This is a genomic window from Pseudomonas sp. BIGb0176 (genome assembly GCF_024810175.1).
In the GTDB taxonomy this organism is placed as follows: Bacteria; Pseudomonadota; Gammaproteobacteria; order Pseudomonadales; family Pseudomonadaceae; genus Aquipseudomonas; species Aquipseudomonas protegens.
This window is the reverse complement of the sequence record NZ_JANUEC010000003.1, coordinates 762,708-780,649: the sequence shown is the minus strand read 5'-3', so window position 1 is coordinate 780,649 and position 17,942 is coordinate 762,708. Positions and strand designations below refer to the sequence as shown.

Genomic DNA, 17,942 nt, shown 5'->3' with positions numbered 1-17,942 from the left:
CGCCTAAAGAACGTCAACACCGACATGAATCGCGTCATGGCGCCAGAACTCCAGATCACAATCGATCAGCCGCTCATGCTGGTCATAGTTGACCCGGGCGATGCGCAGCCCGGGGCTGCCCACCGAGACCTTCAAGGCCGCCGCCGCTTCCGGCTGCAATGACGTGGGCACAATCTCGAAGCGCACCCGTCCGTAATGCAGGTCGTAATGCCGGGCATAGAGCTCGGTGATCGACTGGTTCAGGTCCAGCTCAAGAATCTTCGGAAAGTACTTGGGGTTCAGGTAGTGCTCGACATACAGCACCAGCCGCTCATCGATGCGCCGCGCCCGGCAGATCTGGATCACGCTGGACAGCGCCGGTAATTGCAGCCAGGCGCAGACGGCCGCCGAAGCCGGTTGCAGGCGCGCCGAGATCACCTCAGTGGAAGGCACTCGCCCCTGGGCACTGACCATGGCGTGGAAATGACTACGCTGCATCAGGTTGTAGGCCAGGCGCGGCGGCGAAACAAACCAGCCACGGCGCTCCTCACGGTAGATCTGCCCCTGGGCCTCCAGTTGCAGCAAGGCCTCGCGCACAGTGATGCGGGTGGTGTCGAACAACTCGCTGAGCTTGCGCTCGGCCGGCAGCTTGCTCCCGGGGGCCAACAGACCATGGGCGATCTGCTCCTGCAGGACCTGGCCGATGGCTGTCACCGCTTTGGTTGCATCAATACGCATCAACGTTACCTATCTGGACTAGACCAGCACTGTTTCAGGGCAGCGCAATGGCCGGGGCAGTGCTCTGCATCCGTGCCCAAAGCCTAGGCAATGCATATGACTGACAGATGACAAAGGCGCTCAGCGGGCCTGCCACCAACTTGCAAATTACCCGCCAGATCCTTGTTCTGCGGGCGTTTGGCCATGGTCTACGCTTATTTCGCAGCCTCGGACCTGCGCCTCAATCCATGCGTCGATCGTTGGCACCGACATCAAAGTGTCATCCAACACGCCTAAATTGGCTCAGGTATTGCTGACCTAGACCAACCCATCGCAAGACAGTCGATAACAACGCAGCGTTGAACTCACCCAAAGGAGCTTCGGATGAAACAGCTTTTCCTGGCATCACTGTTAGGCTCGACCATTGCCCTGTGCACCGCCGCCATGGCCGCTGATAACGACCTGAAAACCCTTGAAGCCGCTGCCAAAGCGGAAGGCGCCGTGAACAGCGTCGGCATGCCCAACGACTGGGCCAACTGGAAAGGCACCTGGGAGGACCTGGCGAAAATCTACGGCCTCAAGCACATCGACACCGACATGAGTTCGGCCCAGGAGATCGCCAAGTTCGCTGCCGAAAAAGACAACGCCAGCGCCGACATCGGCGACGTTGGCGCCGCCTTCGGCCCGATCGCGGTCAAACAGGGCGTGGCCCAGCCTTACAAGCCGAGCACCTGGGCCCAGGTCCCGGACTGGGCCAAGGACAAGGACGGCAACTGGGCGCTGGCCTACACCGGCACCATCGCCTTCATCATCAACAAGAAGCTGCTGCACGGCTCCGAAGCGCCGAAGAGCTGGGCCGACCTGGAAAAGGGCAAGTACAAGGTTTCCATCGGTGACGTGAGCACCGCGGCCCAGGCCGCCAACGGCGTACTGGCCGCCGCCATTGCCAAGGGTGGTGACGAGAAGAACATCCAGCCGGCGCTGCTGATGTTCGCCGAGATCGCCAAGCAGGGGCGCCTGTCCCTGGCCAACCCGACCATCGCCACCATGGAAAAGGGTGAAGTGGAAGTGGGCGTGGTCTGGGACTTCAACGGCCTGAGCTACCGCAACAAGATGGTCAACAAGGACGACTACATCGTGCTGATCCCGTCGGACGGCTCGGTGATCTCCGGCTACACCACCATCATCAACAAGTACGCCAAGCATCCCAACGCCGCCAAGCTGACCCGCGAGTACATCTTCAGCGACGCCGGCCAGACCAACCTGGCCCGCGGCAATGCGCGGCCGATCCGTGCCGAGCACCTGACCCTGCCGGCGGACGTACAGGCCAACCTGCTGCCCAACGAGCAGTACAAGCACGTAACACCGATCAAGGACGCCGATGCCTGGGAGAAAACCTCCAAGGGCCTGCCGCAGAAGTGGCAGGAAGAAGTGATCATCAACATGCAGTAAGGCTGCATCCCTGTAGGAGCCGGCTTGCCGGCGAATGGCTCAAAGGCGCTGCACAGACAAGCGCACACAGGCCGCTCGCCGACAAGCTGGCGCCTGCACACCCGATCCCGGAGTCCTCCACCTCATGAAGCACAACGTCATCCTTGTGGTGCTCGACGGCCTCAACCACGAAGTTGCCCGACACGCCATGGGGCACCTGCAAGCCTACGTCGGTGCTGGCCGCGCCGCCCTGTACAAACTGCAATGCGAACTACCTGCCCTCTCCCGCCCGCTGTACGAATGCATCCTCACCGGCGTGCGGCCGATCGACAGCGGTATCGTGCACAACCAGGTCTCGCGCCTGTCCAACCAGCGCAGCCTGTTCCACTACGCCCGCGAGGCCGGCCTGAGCACTGCCGCCGCGGCCTATCACTGGGTCAGCGAGCTGTACAACCGTTCGCCCTTCAACGCCCCGCAAGACCGGCACACCGCAAACCCTGAACTGCCGATCCAGTACGGCCACTTCTACTGGAGCGATCATTACCCCGATTCCCATCTGTTCGCCGACGCCGAGGACCTGCGCCTGCGCCATCAGCCCAACCTGCTGCTGGTGCATCCGATGAACATCGACGACGCCGGACACAAGCACGGCCTGGACAGTTCGCAGTACCGCAACAGCGCGCGCTCGGCGGACATCATTCTCGCCGACTACCTGCAAGGCTGGCTCGACGCCGGCTACCAGGTGCTGGTGACGGCCGACCACGGCATGAACAACGACCGCTCGCACAATGGCCTGCTGGCCGAGGAGCGAGAGGTCCCGCTGTTCGTTCTCGGCGACGCTTTCAGCCTCGACCCCGCTGCCGCGCCGAAACAGACCGAACTGTGCGGCACCGTCTGCCAATTGCTGGGCGCGCCCCATGACAAACCTTTCTGCCGGGAGCTGTTGAAGTGAATTCAGTCACCCGTGGCAAATGGCTGGCGGCCCTGTGCCTGGTGCCCTTCGCCCTGTTCTTCATCGTGTTCCAGATTGCCCCCCTGGTGTGGGTGCTGATCAACAGCCTGCAATCGGAAGAGTTCGGCTGGGGCCTGGCCAACTTCACCAGGATCTTCAGCTCGAAGTTCTACCTGCAGGCCATCCAGTACAGCCTGGAGATCAGTTTCTGGTCCAGCGTGTTCGGCATCATCATCGCGGTGCTGGGCAGCTACTCGCTGCGCCGGGTGGATTCGCGCCTGCGCAACTTCGTCAATGCCTTCGCCAACATGACCAGCAACTTCGCCGGGGTGCCCCTGGCTTTCGCCTTCATCATCCTGCTGGGCTTCAACGGCACCATCACCATCATGCTCAAGCAGTCGGGGATCATTCAGGACTTCAACCTGTACTCCAAGACCGGGTTGATCATTCTCTACACCTACTTCCAGATCCCCCTTGGCGTGCTGCTGCTCTACCCGGCCTTCGACGCCCTGCGCGAGGACTGGCGTGAATCCGCCGCCTTGCTGGGGGCCAACGGCTGGCAGTTCTGGCGGCATATCGGCCTGCCGGTGCTGACCCCGGCGCTGCTGGGCACCTTCGTCATCCTGCTGGCCAACGCCCTGGGCGCCTACGCCACGGTCTACGCGCTGACCACCGGCAACTTCAACGTCCTGCCGATCCGCATCGCAGCCATGGTCTCCGGGGACATCTCCCTGGATCCGAACATGGCCAGCGCCCTGGCCGTGGTGCTGGTGGCGCTGATGACCCTGGTGACCATCGTCCATCAACTGCTGTTGAAGAGGAGCTACCATGTCTCGCGCTGAACCCGGCTCCGCCGCGCTCTACCACCGAGTGATGGTCTACCTGCTGTTTGCCATCCTTCTGCTGCCGCTGCTGGGGACCTTCGTCTACTCGATTGCCAGCAGCTGGTCGGCGACCATCCTGCCCAGCGGCTTCACCTTCAAGTGGTACCTGCAGCTGTGGAGCGACCCACGTTTTCTCAATGCCTTCGGCCAGTCATTGCTGGTCTGCGTGGGTGCGCTGGTGCTTTCAGTGGTGCTGATCCTGCCGCTGCTGTTCGTGGTGCACTACCACTTCCCCAAGCTCGATGCGCTGATGAACATCCTGATCCTGCTGCCCTTCGCGGTGCCGCCGGTGGTGTCCTCGGTGGGCCTGCTGCAACTCTATGGTTCGGGGCCCTTCGCCATGGTCGGCACGCCCTGGATCCTCGTCGGCTGTTACTTCACCGTGGCACTGCCGTTCATGTACCGGGCCATCACCAACAACTTGCAGGCGATCAACCTGCGGGACCTGATGGACGCGGCCCAACTGCTGGGCGCCAGTACCTGGCAGGCGGCCTTCCTGGTGGTCCTGCCGAACCTGCGCAAGGGCCTGATGGTGGCGCTGCTGCTGTCCTTCTCGTTCCTGTTCGGCGAGTTCGTGTTCGCCAACATCCTGGTGGGCACCCGCTATGAAACCCTGCAGGTCTACCTGAACAACATGCGTAACAGCAGCGGCCACTTCACCAGCGCCCTGGTGATTTCCTACTTCTTCTTCGTGCTGCTTCTGACCTGGGCCGCCAACATCTTGAACAAGGACAAAAGCCAATGAGCTTCGTCAGCGTCCAACACCTGCAAAAGAACTATGCGGGCACCACGGTATTCAGCGACATCAATTGCGAAATCCGCAAGGGCGAGTTCGTCACCCTGCTCGGCCCTTCCGGCTGCGGTAAGTCGACCCTGCTGCGCTGCATCGCCGGCCTGACCCCGGTGGACGGCGGCAAGATCCTCCTCGACGGCCAGGACATCGTGCCCCTGAGCCCGCAGAAACGCGGGATCGGCATGGTGTTCCAGAGCTACGCGCTGTTTCCCAACATGACCGTGGAACAGAACGTGGCCTTTGGCCTGCGCATGCAGAAGGTCGGCGCCGAAGACAGCCGCAAGCGGGTCCAGGAAGCCTTGCAACTGGTGGAGCTCAACGACTTCGCCAGCCGCTACCCACACCAGCTGTCCGGTGGCCAGTGCCAGCGCGTGGCCCTGGCCCGCTCCCTGGTGACCCGCCCGCGCCTGCTGTTGCTGGACGAACCGCTGTCGGCCCTGGATGCACGGATCCGCAAGCACTTGCGCGAACAGATCCGCAACATCCAGCGGGAACTGGGCCTGACGACGATCTTCGTCACCCACGACCAGGAAGAAGCCCTGACCATGTCCGACCGGATCTTCCTGATGAACCAGGGCCGGATCGTCCAGAGCGGCGATGCCGAAACCCTCTACACCGCCCCGGTGGACGCCTTCGCCGCGGGCTTTATCGGCAACTACAACCTGCTGGATGCCGACAGCGCCAGCAAGCTGCTGCAGCGGCCGGTCAGCGGCCGCATCGCCATCCGCCCGGAAGCCATCGAACTGCGCAAGGAAGGCCCACTGGATGCGCTGGTACGCAGCCACAGCCTGCTGGGCAACGTGATCCGCTATCGGGTCGAGGCCCGAGGCGTGGAGCTGGTGGTGGATGTACTCAACCGCTCGGCCGATGATCTGCACGCCGACGGCCAGCGTCTGGCATTGAGCATCGATCCGACAGCCCTGTGTGAGGTAGCCTGATGGCATTCACGCAATTGATCCTGAAGAGAGAGCGGCACTGATGGCCTTGGCAATTTTTGATCTGGACGAAACCCTGATTCACGGCGACTGCGCCACCCTCTGGAGCGAACAGATGGGCCGCCTGGGCTGGGTCGACAGCGAGTCGTTCATGCGTCGCAACCATGAGCTGATGGACGCCTACAGCCATGGCAAGCTGGCCATGGAGGAGTTCATGGACTTCAGCCTGGAACCCATGAGCGGACGCACCCCGGAAGAGGTCGCGCACCTGGTCGAGCCCTGGGTCGAAGAGGTGATCGAGCCGATCATCTTCAGCGACGCCTGCAAGGCCATTGCCGCCCACCGCCAGGCCGGCGACCGGATCCTGGTGATCTCGGCCTCGGGCACTCACCTGGTGAAGCCGATTGCCGCGCGCCTGGGTATCGACGAAGTCCTGGGAATCGAGCTGGAGGTGCAGCATGGGGTCTACAGCGGCCGCACCGTTGGCACCCTGACCTACCGCGAGGGCAAGATCACCCGCCTGCTGCAATGGCTGGATGCCGAGGAAGAAAACCTGGAAGGCGCGACCTTCTACTCCGACTCGCGCAATGACCTGCCGTTGCTGCTGCGCGTGGACCACCCGCAGGTGGTGAACCCGGATCCGGTGCTGCGTGAACATGCGCAGAAGGCCGGCTGGCCGATCCACCACTGGAAGTGACCCGCCCCAGAGATCCCCGGAGCTGGCTTGTGTAGGAGCTGGCTTGCCAGCGAACAGACCGCCAGGCCTGACGCTCCCTTCGCCGGCAAGCCGGCTCCTGCAGGGCTCAGGTCAGGCTGGGGTCGATCACCAGCACCAGCTTGCCCGAGACCTGATTGGTCGCCAGCTCCGCAAAAGCGGCTTCTGCATCCTGGATCGCAAAGGTCCTGGCCAATTGCGGGCTCAGACGCCCTTCGCTGAACAACGGCCAGACATTCTGCCCAAGGTCGCTCAACAGGTCGGCCTTGAACTGGTCATTCCGGCTGCGCAGGGTCGACCCCAGAAACTGGATCCGCTTGCCCAGCACCTGGGCCAGGTCCAGCTGCGCTTCGCGCCCGCCCATCAAGCCGATCAGTACCCAACGTCCATCCAGGGCCAGCAGCTTGAGGTTGTTGGCCACATAATTGGCGCCCACCGGGTCGAGAATCACATCAAAAGGCCCAAAGTCCCGCAGCGCCTCAATGCCATCGGTACGCACCACACCGCCCTGGGCACCGAGGCTCTCGCAGTAGGCCAGGCGATCGGCTGAACCAACGCTCACCCAGCACGGGTTGCCGAACGCCTTGCACAGCTGGATAGCCGCCGAGCCGACGCCACTGGCGCCAGCGTGCAGCAGGACCTTCTCGCCCGGCTTGAGCGCTGCCAGCTGGAACAGATTCAGCCAGGCTGTGCTGTAGACCTCGGGCAGCGCCGCGGCCTCGGCCAGGGACAACCCTTCGGGTACTGGCATTACATGGCGGGCATCTACCACCACTTCTTCAGCCATGCCTCCGCCCGCCAGCAGGGCACAGACCCGATCACCCACTTGCCAGGACGAACCCGGGCCCACTTCACTGACTACCCCGGAGCATTCCAGGCCAAGGGCCTTGCTGGCTCCGGGAGGTGGGGGATAGAGCCCCGCACGCTGCAACAGGTCGGCCCGATTGAGGCCAGCAGCCGCCACCCGAATGCGAACTTGCCCCACATCACAGGCCGGACTTGGCTCTTCCACCCACTCCACATGACCTTCAACGCCTTGCAATGCTTTCACAGTGCCTCCATAGTGAGTCTGGACTGAGCCCGGAGCGGTAGCACCGGGCTTTTTGCATTATGCGACCGGTCCTTATGGAACCGGCGACTTCAAAGACGGCCTAATATGCGTTATCAATTGCCCCCGCGTCGAATCAGCATGAAGCATTTGTTCCCCAGCACCGCCCTCGCTCTTTTCATTGGTTTCGGCCTGCTGCCGATGTCGACCAATACGTTCGCAGCCAATAGCTGGGACAATCTTCAGCCCGATCGCGATGAGGTAATTGCCAGCCTCAATGTCGTTGAACTGCTCAAACGTCATCACTACAGCAAACCGCCGCTGGATGATGCGCGCTCGGTGATCATCTATGACAGCTACCTGAAGCTGCTGGATCCGTCGCGCAGCTACTTCATGGCCAGCGACATCGCGGAGTTCGACAAATGGAAAACCCAGTTTGACGACTTCCTCAAGAGCGGCGACCTGAACGCCGGGTTCACCATCTACAAGCGCTATCTGGACCGGGTCAAATCCCGCCTGGACTTCGCCCTGGCCGAGCTTAACAAGGGCGTCGACAAGATCGACTTCACCACCAAGGAAACCTTGCTGATCGATCGCAAGGATGCTCCTTGGCTCAAGACCACCGCCGAACTCGACGACCTGTGGCGCAAGCGCGTCAAGGACGAAGTGCTGCGGATGAAGATCGCCGGCAAGGATCCCAAGCAGATCCAGGAAACCCTGACCAAGCGCTACAAGAACCAGCTGGCGCGCCTGGACCAGACCCGTGCCGAAGATATCTTCCAGGCCTACATCAACACCTTCGCCATGTCTTACGACCCGCACACCAACTATCTGTCGCCGGATAACGCGGAAAACTTCGACATCAACATGAGCTTGTCGCTGGAAGGCATCGGCGCCGTGCTGCAGAGCGACAACGACCAGGTCAAGGTCGTGCGCCTGGTGCCGGCAGGCCCGGCGGACAAGACCAAGCAGGTAGCCCCTGCGGACAAGATCATCGGTGTGGCCCAGGGCGACAAGGAAATGGTCGACGTGGTGGGCTGGCGCCTGGACGAAGTGGTCAAGCTGATCCGTGGTCCGAAAGGCACCCTGGTACGCCTGGAAGTGATTCCGGCCAGCAATGCGCCAAACGACCAGACCAGCAAGATCGTGCCGATCACCCGCGAAGCGGTGAAGCTCGAAGACCAGGCGGTGAAGAAGTCGATCCTCAACCTCAAGCAGGACGGCAAGGACTACAAGCTCGGGGTGATCGAGATCCCAGCCTTCTACCTGGACTTCAAGGCCTTCCGCGCTGGTGATCCGGATTACAAGAGCACTACCCGCGACGTGAAGAAACTGCTGACCGAGTTGCAGAAAGATAAGGTCGACGGTGTGGTCATCGACCTGCGCAACAACGGCGGCGGCTCCCTCCAGGAAGCCACCGAGCTGACCAGCCTGTTCATCGACAAGGGTCCTACCGTGCTGGTGCGCAACGCCGACGGCCGGGTGGATGTACTGGAAGATGAAAACCCCGGTGCCTTCTACAAAGGCCCGATGGCACTGCTGGTCAACCGTCTCTCGGCTTCGGCTTCGGAGATCTTCGCCGGCGCCATGCAGGACTACCACCGCGCCTTGATCATCGGCGGCCAGACCTTCGGCAAAGGCACCGTGCAGACCATCCAGCCGCTGAACCACGGCGAGCTGAAGCTGACCCTGGCCAAGTTCTACCGGGTTTCCGGGCAGAGCACCCAGCACCAGGGCGTGCTGCCGGATATCGGCTATCCGTCGATCATCGACACCAAGGAAATCGGCGAAAGCGCCCTGCCTGAAGCCATGCCATGGGACACCATCCGCCCGGCCATCAAGCCTGCGGTAGACCCGTTCAAACCGTTCCTGGCTCAGCTCAAGGCCGAACACGAAAGCCGTTCGGCGAAAGATCCGGAGTTTGTGTTCATCCGCGACAAGCTGGCCCTGGCACAGAAACTGATGGCGGAAAAAACCGTCAGCCTCAATGAAGCCGATCGTCGGGCGCAACATGCCGATATCGAAGCCAAGCAACTGGCCCTGGAAAACGCCCGTCGCAAAGCCAAGGGCGAGGAGCCGCTCAAAGAGCTGAAGAAAGAAGACGAAGATGCACTGGCTGCTGCCGAGCCGGACAAGACCAAGCCGGAAGACGACGCCTACCTGAGTGAAACCGGGCGCATCCTGCTGGACTATCTGAAGCTCAACACCTCGGTGGCCAAGCACTGAGGATGATGGCAATTTAATTCGATCGCGCCTCGGATCGTCATTAAACAGTCATCATTCTGTCGTGAAATAAAGGACCGGGCGCCGCTCTCTAGCCAGAGCCGCGCCCGGTCCTTTTTTATCGACAGAGATCGCCATGACCACGACCGAACAGCTCAGTGCATTGAGTTCAATCCTGGCTCAAAGCGGTTTGCACAGTCTGTTCCAACCGATCATTTCCCTGTCCGAGCGGCGCATCCTGGGTTATGAGGCCCTGAGTCGCGGCCCCTCAAACAGCCCTCTGCACTCCCCTGTCGCGCTGTTCGCCGTCGCGCGCCAGGCCGGGCGCCTGAGCGAGCTGGAGATTGCCTGTCGGCAAAGCGCCTGCAAACGCTTCAGCGAACAACAACTGCCCGGCAAGCTGTTCCTCAACGTCTCGCCGGAATCCCTGCTGGAGGCCGCCCACCAACCAGGGCGTACCTTGCAGCTGCTTGAGGACTTCGGCATCCCCCCCAGCCAGGTGGTGATCGAGCTTACCGAACAGACCCCGATCGACGATTTCCAGTTGCTGCAGAACGCCCTGCACCATTACCGCGACATGGGTTTCTCCATCGCCCTGGACGACCTGGGCGCCGGTTATTCGAGCCTGCGCCTGTGGTCGGAGCTGCGCCCGGACTACGTGAAAATCGACCGGCACTTTATCGACGGCATTCACCAGGATGCCCTCAAGCGCGAGTTCGTCGGCTCGATTCTGCAAATCGCAAAAGCCTCCCGCGCCCAGGTGATCGCCGAAGGGATCGAACTGACCGAAGAACTGGCAGTGCTGACCGAGATGGGCGTCGACCTGGTCCAGGGCTACCTGTTGTGTCGCCCCCAGGAACAGCCGCCGAGGGACGCTCGGGCAATGATGCCCAAGCATGATCACACCAGCGTGGCCCTCAACGATGATGGCAGCGACCTCAGTGCGCTGCTCAACGAGCAACCGGCCGTTGCCCGCAATACGCCCACCGCCAACGTCCTGGAAGCCTTTCGCCGGCAAGCCAACCTCAACTCCCTCGCGGTGCTGGACGAACAGGGGCAGCCTTGCGGCATCGTCCATCGGCACTCGCTCTCCGACGCCCTGCTCAAGCCCTTTGCCACCGACCTGTTCGCCCGCAAGCCCATCAGCCGCCTGATGAACGATGACTTTCTCGCGGTCGAACTCAGCCAGTCCCTGCAGCAGGTCAGCCGCCTGATCACCAGCCGCGCCCGCCAACGCATCGAGGAAGATTTCATCATCACCTTGAATGGCCATTATCTGGGGCTGGGGCGGGTCATCGATGTGCTCAAGCTGATTACGGAGCTGAAGATCCAGCAAGCCCGCTACGCCAACCCGCTGACTCTGCTGCCCGGCAATGTGCCGATCCAGCAGTGCCTGAGCCGCCTGCTGCAGCAAGCACGGGAATCGGTGATCTGCTACGTCGACATCGACAGTTTCAAACCCTTCAACGATATCTATGGCTATGGCCGCGGCGATGAGGTGCTGCTGTGCCTGGCCCAATGCCTGAACGACCGGGTAGACCCGAGCCGCGACTTCGTCGGACATATCGGTGGGGATGACTTTCTGCTGGTGCTGGGGCCGGAAGACTGGCGCCGACGGCTCAACCAGTTGCTGGATGACTTCCACAGCCAGTGCCGGCGCTTCTATCGCAGCGAACACCTGGAAGCCGGCTGTTTTGTCGCCCCCAATCGGCAAGGTATCCGTCAGGAATTTCCCTTGCTGTCACTGTCCATCGGCGTAGTGCACCTGTATCCACAGGCCTGTGGCCAACTGGACTCCAGCCAACTGGCGGAGCTGGCCTCCCAGGCCAAGCATCACGCCAAGAACATCCAGGGCTACAGCATCCATGTGATCGACAGCCTGGAAGCGGCAGCCAGCCTGGGAGCGCAAAACCTCAGTGAGCCGCTGCGGGATCAGTCGGCTGATCGAGCTGCGTCAGTTTGAGCGCCGCAAGAGGATGCCCGGCCTGGGCCGAAAGCGTCCACCAGCGCGCCGCTTCGACAGCGTCGGGAGCCTTGCTGGGCGAGCCGGCCAGGCTGATCACGCCCAACTGATAGGCTGCCTTGCCATCCCCTGCCAGTGCAGCCAGCCGCAGCAGGCGTTGACCTTCTTGACGGGCGCCAAGCCCCTGCCCACGAAAAGTCAGGATGTGCCCATAAAAGCTCAGCGCACCGACATTGCCCAGATTGGCCATGCGCGCAAACTGACCTTCCATCCAACGCCAGACACGGGGTTGGCGGACAAACCACGGCCAATGAAACAAACGGCGCGCCAGCCAATAGCCGAGTCGCGCCTTGAGTGCCAGGAACATTCAAGCCTCCGCTGATTCGGGATACTCGTACTCGAAGACCCGCACCACTTCCGAGGCATGCCAGGAAGCCGCGGCAACACCGTCGGAAGGGCCGGAAAAACGCCCCAGACGCTCCACGCACTCGAAGAAGCCGGTACGCGGCAAGCGGCTGGCCCCCTGGCTGATCACCAGGGAACTGCGCAAAGGCTGTTCGGCCCGTGCATCCAGCGCTGCCAGATGCTCCAGCGCCGCTGTCAGGGTCTGCATGGCCGGGCTGGGCAGTTGCAAGCGCTCCAACAAGGCTCGATAGGTTAAAAGATGCCGCTGACGACGGGCCTGATCCAGCTCACCCAACAGCCCATCCCAGTGCTGACGACTGATCCTTACACTCACGATTGCTCCCTCCACCCCGGCACCGTCAACTCCCAGGCCAGGCTGCGGCGAATCGCAGCGTCGGGTTGACGCTCGCCACTTTCAATCAGGGCCAGGTAAGACGGACTGATACCAACTTTGCGGGCCAGCGCCTCGATGGCGATGCCCTTCCCTTCGCGCAGACTGCGTAATTGATCCAGGCCCGGAAGATTCTGGGCTGGTGGCGCTGCCTGAGAAGTTGCGGCAGCGTGCGGTGGTTGTTCGGTAAGACCTGCGGCTGACAATAAAGCTTGATACTGAGCCCACGGCAGAACCGCATATTCGGGCTCGCCATCGCGTTCAATAATCTGAATATCCATTACTACCCCGTAGGACAACGACACTTAGCGAGTCGGGCTTTTCCCTTGAAGTGTAATCCTAACAGCGGCAATGGTCGCGGGGAGCATGATTGTTGTGGGAGGCGGTGAATACCCTTAGTTTTTCTGCGGTCCTTCCAGCAGCAATTGCTCCGCAGTGTCCGGCAAGCGCTCGACAACCGCGAGTTTTTCCGGCATTTGCCGATTGCGCCAGGTTCGGAAGGCGTTGAGTTCGTCATCCAGGGTTTTCATCAACCAAGCCAGAACGGCGATATCATCAAGCATGCCGAACACCGGAATAAAGTCAGGAATGGCATCCACCGGGCTGAGGAAATACATCAAGCCTGCCACCACCGACAGCAGCGCCTTGGGGCTGATGGCCCGGTACTCGCCACGCCAGTAGGCCAGGCACAGTGCCTGCAACAAGCGCAGGTCCTGTTTGACCTTGCCCAGGCGTCCGCCCTGGCTGGCGCCTTTGCTCGCCACGGCGAACAGCAGCGTGGGCAAACGACCGCGGCTCAGCAAGCGCCCCGCCAACGGCAGGAAACGAGCAAAATTCCAGGGTGCTTTCATCATCACTCCCACTGAAATGTTATCCACACAAATTGTGGATAACCTTGTGAACAGAGCTATTTTTCACGGCTGAAAGCCCCGTTTCATAAGGGCTGAGCTCAGATCGGGCGTTTTTTACTCACATAAAAAAACCCATAATTTCATTGACTTGGCAGCCTCCAGCGACTACCTACCGCTCATACCCTGTTCAGACCACCCACGCTGCCGTCGGTTCGGATAATTTGCCAGCAGCAACCTGCAGAAACGACAACGCCCCGTAAGAACGGGGCGTTGCTTCAGGCGCTGACGCAGGTTACTTGGAGGCGTCCTGCTTGGCTGGATCCTTGATACCCAGCAGCTCCAGTTCGAAGACCAGCACCGAGTTGGCTGGAATCGCCGGGCTCGGGCTCTGGGCGCCGTAGGCCAGGTCGCTCGGGATGTACAGCTTGTACTTCTCGCCCACGTGCATCAGTTGCAGGCCTTCGACCCAACCCGGGATCACGCCGCTGACCGGCAGATCGATCGGGCTGCCACGCTCTACCGAGCTGTCGAACACAGTGCCGTTGGTCAGGGTGCCGGTGTAGTGAACAGTCACGACATCAGTCGGCTTGGGCTGAGGACCGTCAGCCTTTTTCAATACTTCGTACTGCAGACCGGAAGCGGTGGTGGTCACACCGGTTTTCTTGCCGTTCTCTTCGAGGAATTTCTTGCCGGCAGCCGCCGACTCTTCGCTCATCTTGGCCATGCGCTCTTCGGCACGCTTTTGCAGCGCGGCGAAGGCTTCGACCAACTCTTCATCCTTCAGCTTCTGTTCTTTCTTGCCGACGGCATCTTCGATGCCCTGGGCGACCGCTTTGGAATCCAGGTCATCCATGCCTTCCTGAGCCAGACTCTTGCCCATGTTCAGGCCGATACCGTAGGAAGCTTTTTGCGCCGGGGTTTTCAGCTCTACGCTGGTCTGCGAATCACAACCCGCAAGTACCAGGCTAACCAGGGCCACCGCCGCCGCCAACCGATGCTGTTTCATGCTATTTCCTTGTTCATGCGCCTAAAGGGCAATCGAATAAAGCCGCGAGCTTATCAGGCGACCACGACCAATGGCTACCGGCGTAAGAGTAGTAAATGGCCGATAAGTTCACGTCTTTAAACGCGTTTTCATGCTCTGGGGTACACCCTGCCCAGGCCGCTTACCGAGGCGCTTGAACGGGCGCGAATAACCATAGCTCAAGTAATGGCTACTTGCCGCGTCAGATGAGCTCAGGCATAAGGAAACGAAATTCGACAAGGAAGTACATCTTGCGCCTCATCTATCGTGTGTTGCTGTTGATTGCCGTGCTGATCGGCATTGTCCTGGCAGTGGTCCTATACTACGTGGCCAATCCGAAACTCCCCGACTATGTACCCGTTGAACAGGTGCACTACCTGGACCAATGGGATGCCAAGGATCGCCAGACCTACTATTTCACTCCCCAGGGCACCCAGGTCAAAGGCCTGCGCTATGAATGGTTCAGCGCTCTGGAGCTACCGTTCTCCGAGCAGTCCTTTGCCGCTCCCGAGTACCTGGCCCGCTTCGGCTTCCTGGTGGAGCCGGGACAGAAAGCCACAGCGCAGAATCCCGGCAACCTGCCCGTGGGCTTCGCCCGCCATCAGAATCCGGGCAGCGCGGAACAATACCTAGACATCACCTGTGCTGCCTGCCACACCGGCGAGCTGCGTTTCAACCATCAAGCCCTGCGCATTGATGGCGGCTCGGCGCAGCACGTACTGCCGTCCAGCGTACCGACCCTGCGTGGTGGCAGCTTCGGCCAGGCCCTCGTGGCCAGCCTCACCAGCACCTACTACAACCCCTGGAAATTCGAGCGCTTCGCCCGCAAGGTGCTGGGTGCCGACTACGAAGCCAGGCACAAACAGCTGCGCAAGGACTTCAAGGTCTCGCTGGATAACTTCCTGCGGGTGGCCTGGAACGATACCCATCGCGGCCTCTATCCAACCGAAGAGGGTCCGGGCCGTACCGACGCCTTTGGCCGCATCGCCAATGCCAGCTTCGGCGACGCCATTTCCCCTGAGAACTATCGGATTGCCAATGCCCCGGTGGACTACCCGCAACTCTGGGATATCTGGACCTTCGACTGGGTCCAGTGGAACGGCTCGGCGCAGCAACCCATGGCGCGCAATATCGGCGAAGCCCTGGGGGTTGGCGCCACCCTGAACCTGTTCGACGCCAACGGCCAACCCCTCTCCGGCGAGGCCCGTTACCCTTCCAGCGTACGTGTCCGCGATCTCAACCTGATCGAGGAAACCTTGCAGCGCCTCAAGCCACCGGCCTGGCCGGAAGCCTTGCTGGGTACGATCGACAAGCCGCTGGCCGCCAAGGGCCGCGAGCTGTTCGCCAGCAACTGTGCCGGCTGCCATGTACCCTCGGTCAGCGACAACAACGGCCGCCCCGTGCAGCAGTTGAAAATGCTTCCGGTAGCGGTGATTGGCACCGACCCGAATTCGGCGAGCAATATCGCCGACCTGCGCTATGACCTGAGCTCCTTGCAGTGGGATACCGCCGAACTGGCCAGGTCCAACGTTGAGCTGCACCCGACACCCAGCGAACCGCTGGACCTGCGTCAACTCTCGGCTGCCAAGGGCCTGGCCTACATCACGGCCTTTGTCGAAGAGCGCGCCTATCGCGACGCCAAGGTCACCCCCGAGGAGCGCCCGCGGCTGGACGGCTACGGGCTGCCGATCGGCGTACGCGAGTTGCGCGCCTACAAGGCCCGCCCGCTGGCCGGGGTCTGGGCCACACCGCCGTACCTGCACAACGGCTCGGTACCCAACCTCTATCAACTGCTGTCTCCGCAATCGGAGCGCTCGACAACCTTCTACCGCGGCACCTTCGAGTACGATCCCAAGCACCTGGGCTATCGCCCGGAAGCCTTCAAGAACGGTTTTGAATTCGATACCCGCATCAGCGGCAACCACAACAGCGGCCACGAATTCCGCGCCGGCCAGCGTGGCAATGGCGTTATCGGCCCACTGCTGCAGCCAGAAGAACGCTGGGCCTTGCTGGAATACCTGAAAGTGCTGGGCGGACCATTGGAGTCGCAATTGCCATGAAACTCGATCTCGCCAGAAAACGACCGTCCCTGCTGGCCCGACTGTGGCTGCGCCTCGGCGCCTTGCTGGGCAGGACCCTGTTATTGCTATTGGTCATCGGCCTGCTGGGCTGGGCACTGTCCAGTGCCTGGTTCGCCTGGCACCACCGAGGCCCGGTAGCGGTGCAGGAGCAGGTTCCTGCCGATGAGGCAGCCCGCACCCAGGACATCATCCAGACCGCGGTGCGCATCGTTGACCAGCACCGCGAAGGCACCCGCTACCTGCGCGATGCCCATGCCAAGGCCCACGGTTGCGTGAAGGCGCAGGTCCAGGTCCTCAACGACTTGAGCCCGCCACTGCGCCAGGGAGTATTTGCCACCCCTGGCCAGACCTGGCAAGCCGTCGTACGCCTGTCCAACGGCAACGCCTACCCGCAGTTCGACAGTATTCGCGACGCCCGCGGCATGGCGATCAAGCTACTGGATGTTCCCGGGCAACAACTGATGGCGTCGGAATCACAACGCCGTGAACAGGACTTCGTGATGTTCAATCATCCGAATTTCTTCGTCAGCGACGTAGCCGAATATCAGCAGAACATCGCCGCCCAGGCGGACGGCAAGAAAGTCGGCGCATTCTTCCCTGGGTGGGATCCGCGCACCTGGCAGGTACGGCATCTGTTCATCGCCCTGGCGACCCTGTCACCGGCCCCGGCCAGCCCGACCCAGACCACCTACTACTCGGTCTCGCCCTACAAGTTCGGCAATGCCAACGCCAAATTCCGGGTCATGCCGGACCCCGAGAGTTGCCCGGCCTACAGCCTGCCAGCACAGAACCAGGATCTGCCCAACTTCCTGCGCAGCGCCCTGACCCAGCAACTCTCCACCGACCGGGTTGGCGCCTGTTTCGTACTGCAAGTCCAGCGCCAGGACCCGAACCGTTTCATGCCGATCGAAGACACCAGCATTGAATGGAAAGAAAGTGACGCCCCCTTTGAAACGGTGGCGCGGGTGACCCTTCCCGCCCAGGACTTCGATACCCCGGCGCAGAACCTGGCTTGCGACAACCAGTCCTTCAACCCCTGGTTCGGTCTGGAAGCCCATCGCCCCATCGGCGGCATCAACCGTCTACGCAAGGCGGTGTATGAAGCCGTCAGCGACTACCGGCATAGCCGTAACGCCGAGCAGTAGGCAAAAACGCAAAAAGCGGCCCGAGGGCCGCTTTTTTCATGCGCAGGATTCGAACCGATACAAATCCCAGACAGCAAAAAGCCCGCATTGAGCGGGCTTTGTGTGGCGACCTGGCGTTCAGTGTTCCAGGTTACCGAATATGGCGCAGCGGACGGGACTCGAACCCGCGACCCCCGGCGTGACAGGCCGGTATTCTAACCGACTGAACTACCGCTGCGCGTAGCGTTGAAAGTAAGTGGTGGGTGATGACGGGATCGAACCGCCGACATTCTGCTTGTAAGGCAGACGCTCTCCCAGCTGAGCTAATCACCCTTTACCTTCGTTGCGGGGCGCATTATGCCACAGAAATTCTTAAAGTGTTGATTTAATTAATAATTTTATTAAAAAAACCAAATTTCCATGTAC

17 protein-coding genes and 2 tRNA genes are annotated in these 17,942 nt (G+C 61.3%); 10 read left to right on the top strand and 9 right to left on the bottom strand.

The genetic code is table 11. The features are described 5' to 3' along the window. Window positions 1–3 precede the first annotated feature (3 nt). A complete protein-coding gene (locus M2395_RS21775; protein WP_123431309.1) occupies window positions 4–717 on the bottom strand; it encodes a UTRA domain-containing protein in 714 nt (237 codons plus the stop codon). Window positions 718–1,080: 363 nt separating this feature from the next. Between M2395_RS21775 and M2395_RS21770 the strand changes: the two genes are divergently transcribed. The 6 genes from M2395_RS21770 to M2395_RS21745 all read left to right on the top strand — a co-directional run bounded on the left by M2395_RS21770 (window position 1,081) and on the right by M2395_RS21745 (window position 6,388). Continuing rightward, window positions 1,081–2,148 carry an ABC transporter substrate-binding protein gene (locus tag M2395_RS21770; protein WP_123431310.1) on the top strand — a complete coding sequence of 356 codons (1,068 nt, stop codon included), beginning with the start codon at window positions 1,081–1,083 and terminating at the stop codon, window positions 2,146–2,148. A 124-nt stretch (window positions 2,149–2,272) separates the two neighbouring features. Next, on the top strand, window positions 2,273–3,079 hold the full coding sequence (locus M2395_RS21765) for an alkaline phosphatase family protein (protein ID WP_011062657.1): 807 nt from the start codon (window positions 2,273–2,275) through the stop codon (window positions 3,077–3,079). Continuing rightward, window positions 3,076–3,921 carry an ABC transporter permease subunit gene (locus M2395_RS21760; protein ID WP_011062658.1) on the top strand — a complete coding sequence of 282 codons (846 nt, stop codon included), beginning with the start codon at window positions 3,076–3,078 and terminating at the stop codon, window positions 3,919–3,921. Before M2395_RS21765 ends, M2395_RS21760 begins: the two co-directional genes overlap by 4 nt. Beyond that, window positions 3,908–4,708: an ABC transporter permease gene (locus tag M2395_RS21755; protein WP_123431311.1), complete on the top strand. Its 801-nt coding sequence runs from the start codon at window positions 3,908–3,910 to the stop codon at window positions 4,706–4,708. Before M2395_RS21760 ends, M2395_RS21755 begins: the two co-directional genes overlap by 14 nt. Beyond that, complete coding sequence (locus M2395_RS21750) at window positions 4,705–5,694, top strand: ABC transporter ATP-binding protein (RefSeq protein ID WP_011062660.1); 990 nt, start codon at window positions 4,705–4,707, stop codon at window positions 5,692–5,694. Before M2395_RS21755 ends, M2395_RS21750 begins: the two co-directional genes overlap by 4 nt. A 40-nt stretch (window positions 5,695–5,734) precedes the next feature. After that, on the top strand, window positions 5,735–6,388 hold the full coding sequence (locus M2395_RS21745; protein ID WP_011062661.1) for an HAD family phosphatase: 654 nt from the start codon (window positions 5,735–5,737) through the stop codon (window positions 6,386–6,388). Between the two features lie 106 nt (window positions 6,389–6,494). On the opposite strand, the gene M2395_RS21740 is transcribed toward M2395_RS21745, so the two are convergent. Beyond that, window positions 6,495–7,457 carry an NAD(P)H-quinone oxidoreductase gene (locus M2395_RS21740; protein WP_077934617.1) on the bottom strand — a complete coding sequence of 321 codons (963 nt, stop codon included), beginning with the start codon at window positions 7,455–7,457 and terminating at the stop codon, window positions 6,495–6,497. 138 nt (window positions 7,458–7,595) lie between these two features. Here M2395_RS21740 and M2395_RS21735 point away from each other — a divergent pair, with 138 nt between their 5' ends. Together M2395_RS21735 and M2395_RS21730 are read left to right on the top strand one after the other, a co-directional pair. Next, complete coding sequence (locus tag M2395_RS21735; protein ID WP_174395633.1) at window positions 7,596–9,680, top strand: carboxy terminal-processing peptidase; 2,085 nt, start codon at window positions 7,596–7,598, stop codon at window positions 9,678–9,680. A gap of 133 nt (window positions 9,681–9,813) precedes the next feature. Then, window positions 9,814–11,640 carry a bifunctional diguanylate cyclase/phosphodiesterase gene (locus tag M2395_RS21730; protein WP_015636618.1) on the top strand — a complete coding sequence of 609 codons (1,827 nt, stop codon included), beginning with the start codon at window positions 9,814–9,816 and terminating at the stop codon, window positions 11,638–11,640. On the opposite strand, the gene M2395_RS21725 is transcribed toward M2395_RS21730, so the two are convergent. From M2395_RS21725 to M2395_RS21705, 5 genes are all read right to left on the bottom strand, one after another. After that, entirely contained in the window at window positions 11,591–12,007 is a 417-nt protein-coding gene (locus M2395_RS21725) for a hypothetical protein (RefSeq protein ID WP_011062665.1), read from the bottom strand. The two genes, M2395_RS21730 and M2395_RS21725, sit on opposite strands and share 50 nt — an antisense overlap. After that, the gene (locus tag M2395_RS21720) at window positions 12,008–12,379 is read right to left on the bottom strand and encodes a hypothetical protein (protein ID WP_003179080.1); all 372 of its coding nucleotides are present in this window, start codon (window positions 12,377–12,379) and stop codon (window positions 12,008–12,010) included. It abuts the gene before it with no gap. After that, window positions 12,376–12,717: a helix-turn-helix domain-containing protein gene (locus M2395_RS21715; protein ID WP_015636619.1), complete on the bottom strand. Its 342-nt coding sequence runs from the start codon at window positions 12,715–12,717 to the stop codon at window positions 12,376–12,378. Before M2395_RS21715 ends, M2395_RS21720 begins: the two co-directional genes overlap by 4 nt. Window positions 12,718–12,831: 114 nt before the next feature. Further along, complete coding sequence (locus tag M2395_RS21710; RefSeq protein WP_011062666.1) at window positions 12,832–13,287, bottom strand: YkvA family protein; 456 nt, start codon at window positions 13,285–13,287, stop codon at window positions 12,832–12,834. Window positions 13,288–13,579: 292 nt separating this feature from the next. Beyond that, complete coding sequence (locus tag M2395_RS21705) at window positions 13,580–14,293, bottom strand: FKBP-type peptidyl-prolyl cis-trans isomerase (protein WP_053159759.1); 714 nt, start codon at window positions 14,291–14,293, stop codon at window positions 13,580–13,582. 269 nt (window positions 14,294–14,562) lie between these two features. On the opposite strand from M2395_RS21705, the gene M2395_RS21700 reads away from it, so the two are divergent. Together M2395_RS21700 and M2395_RS21695 are read left to right on the top strand one after the other, a co-directional pair. Beyond that, window positions 14,563–16,371, top strand: coding sequence for a di-heme-cytochrome C peroxidase (locus M2395_RS21700; protein WP_185057804.1), 1,809 nt, complete (start codon window positions 14,563–14,565; stop codon window positions 16,369–16,371). After that, window positions 16,368–17,537: a catalase family protein gene (locus M2395_RS21695; protein WP_011062669.1), complete on the top strand. Its 1,170-nt coding sequence runs from the start codon at window positions 16,368–16,370 to the stop codon at window positions 17,535–17,537. The genes M2395_RS21700 and M2395_RS21695 overlap by 4 nt, the downstream gene beginning before the upstream one ends. Before the next feature lie 140 nt (window positions 17,538–17,677). On the opposite strand, the gene M2395_RS21690 is transcribed toward M2395_RS21695, so the two are convergent. Continuing rightward, a tRNA-Asp gene (locus tag M2395_RS21690) sits at window positions 17,678–17,754 on the bottom strand. 19 nt (window positions 17,755–17,773) lie between these two features. After that, a tRNA-Val gene (locus tag M2395_RS21685) sits at window positions 17,774–17,849 on the bottom strand. Between the last annotated feature and the right edge of the window lie 93 nt (window positions 17,850–17,942).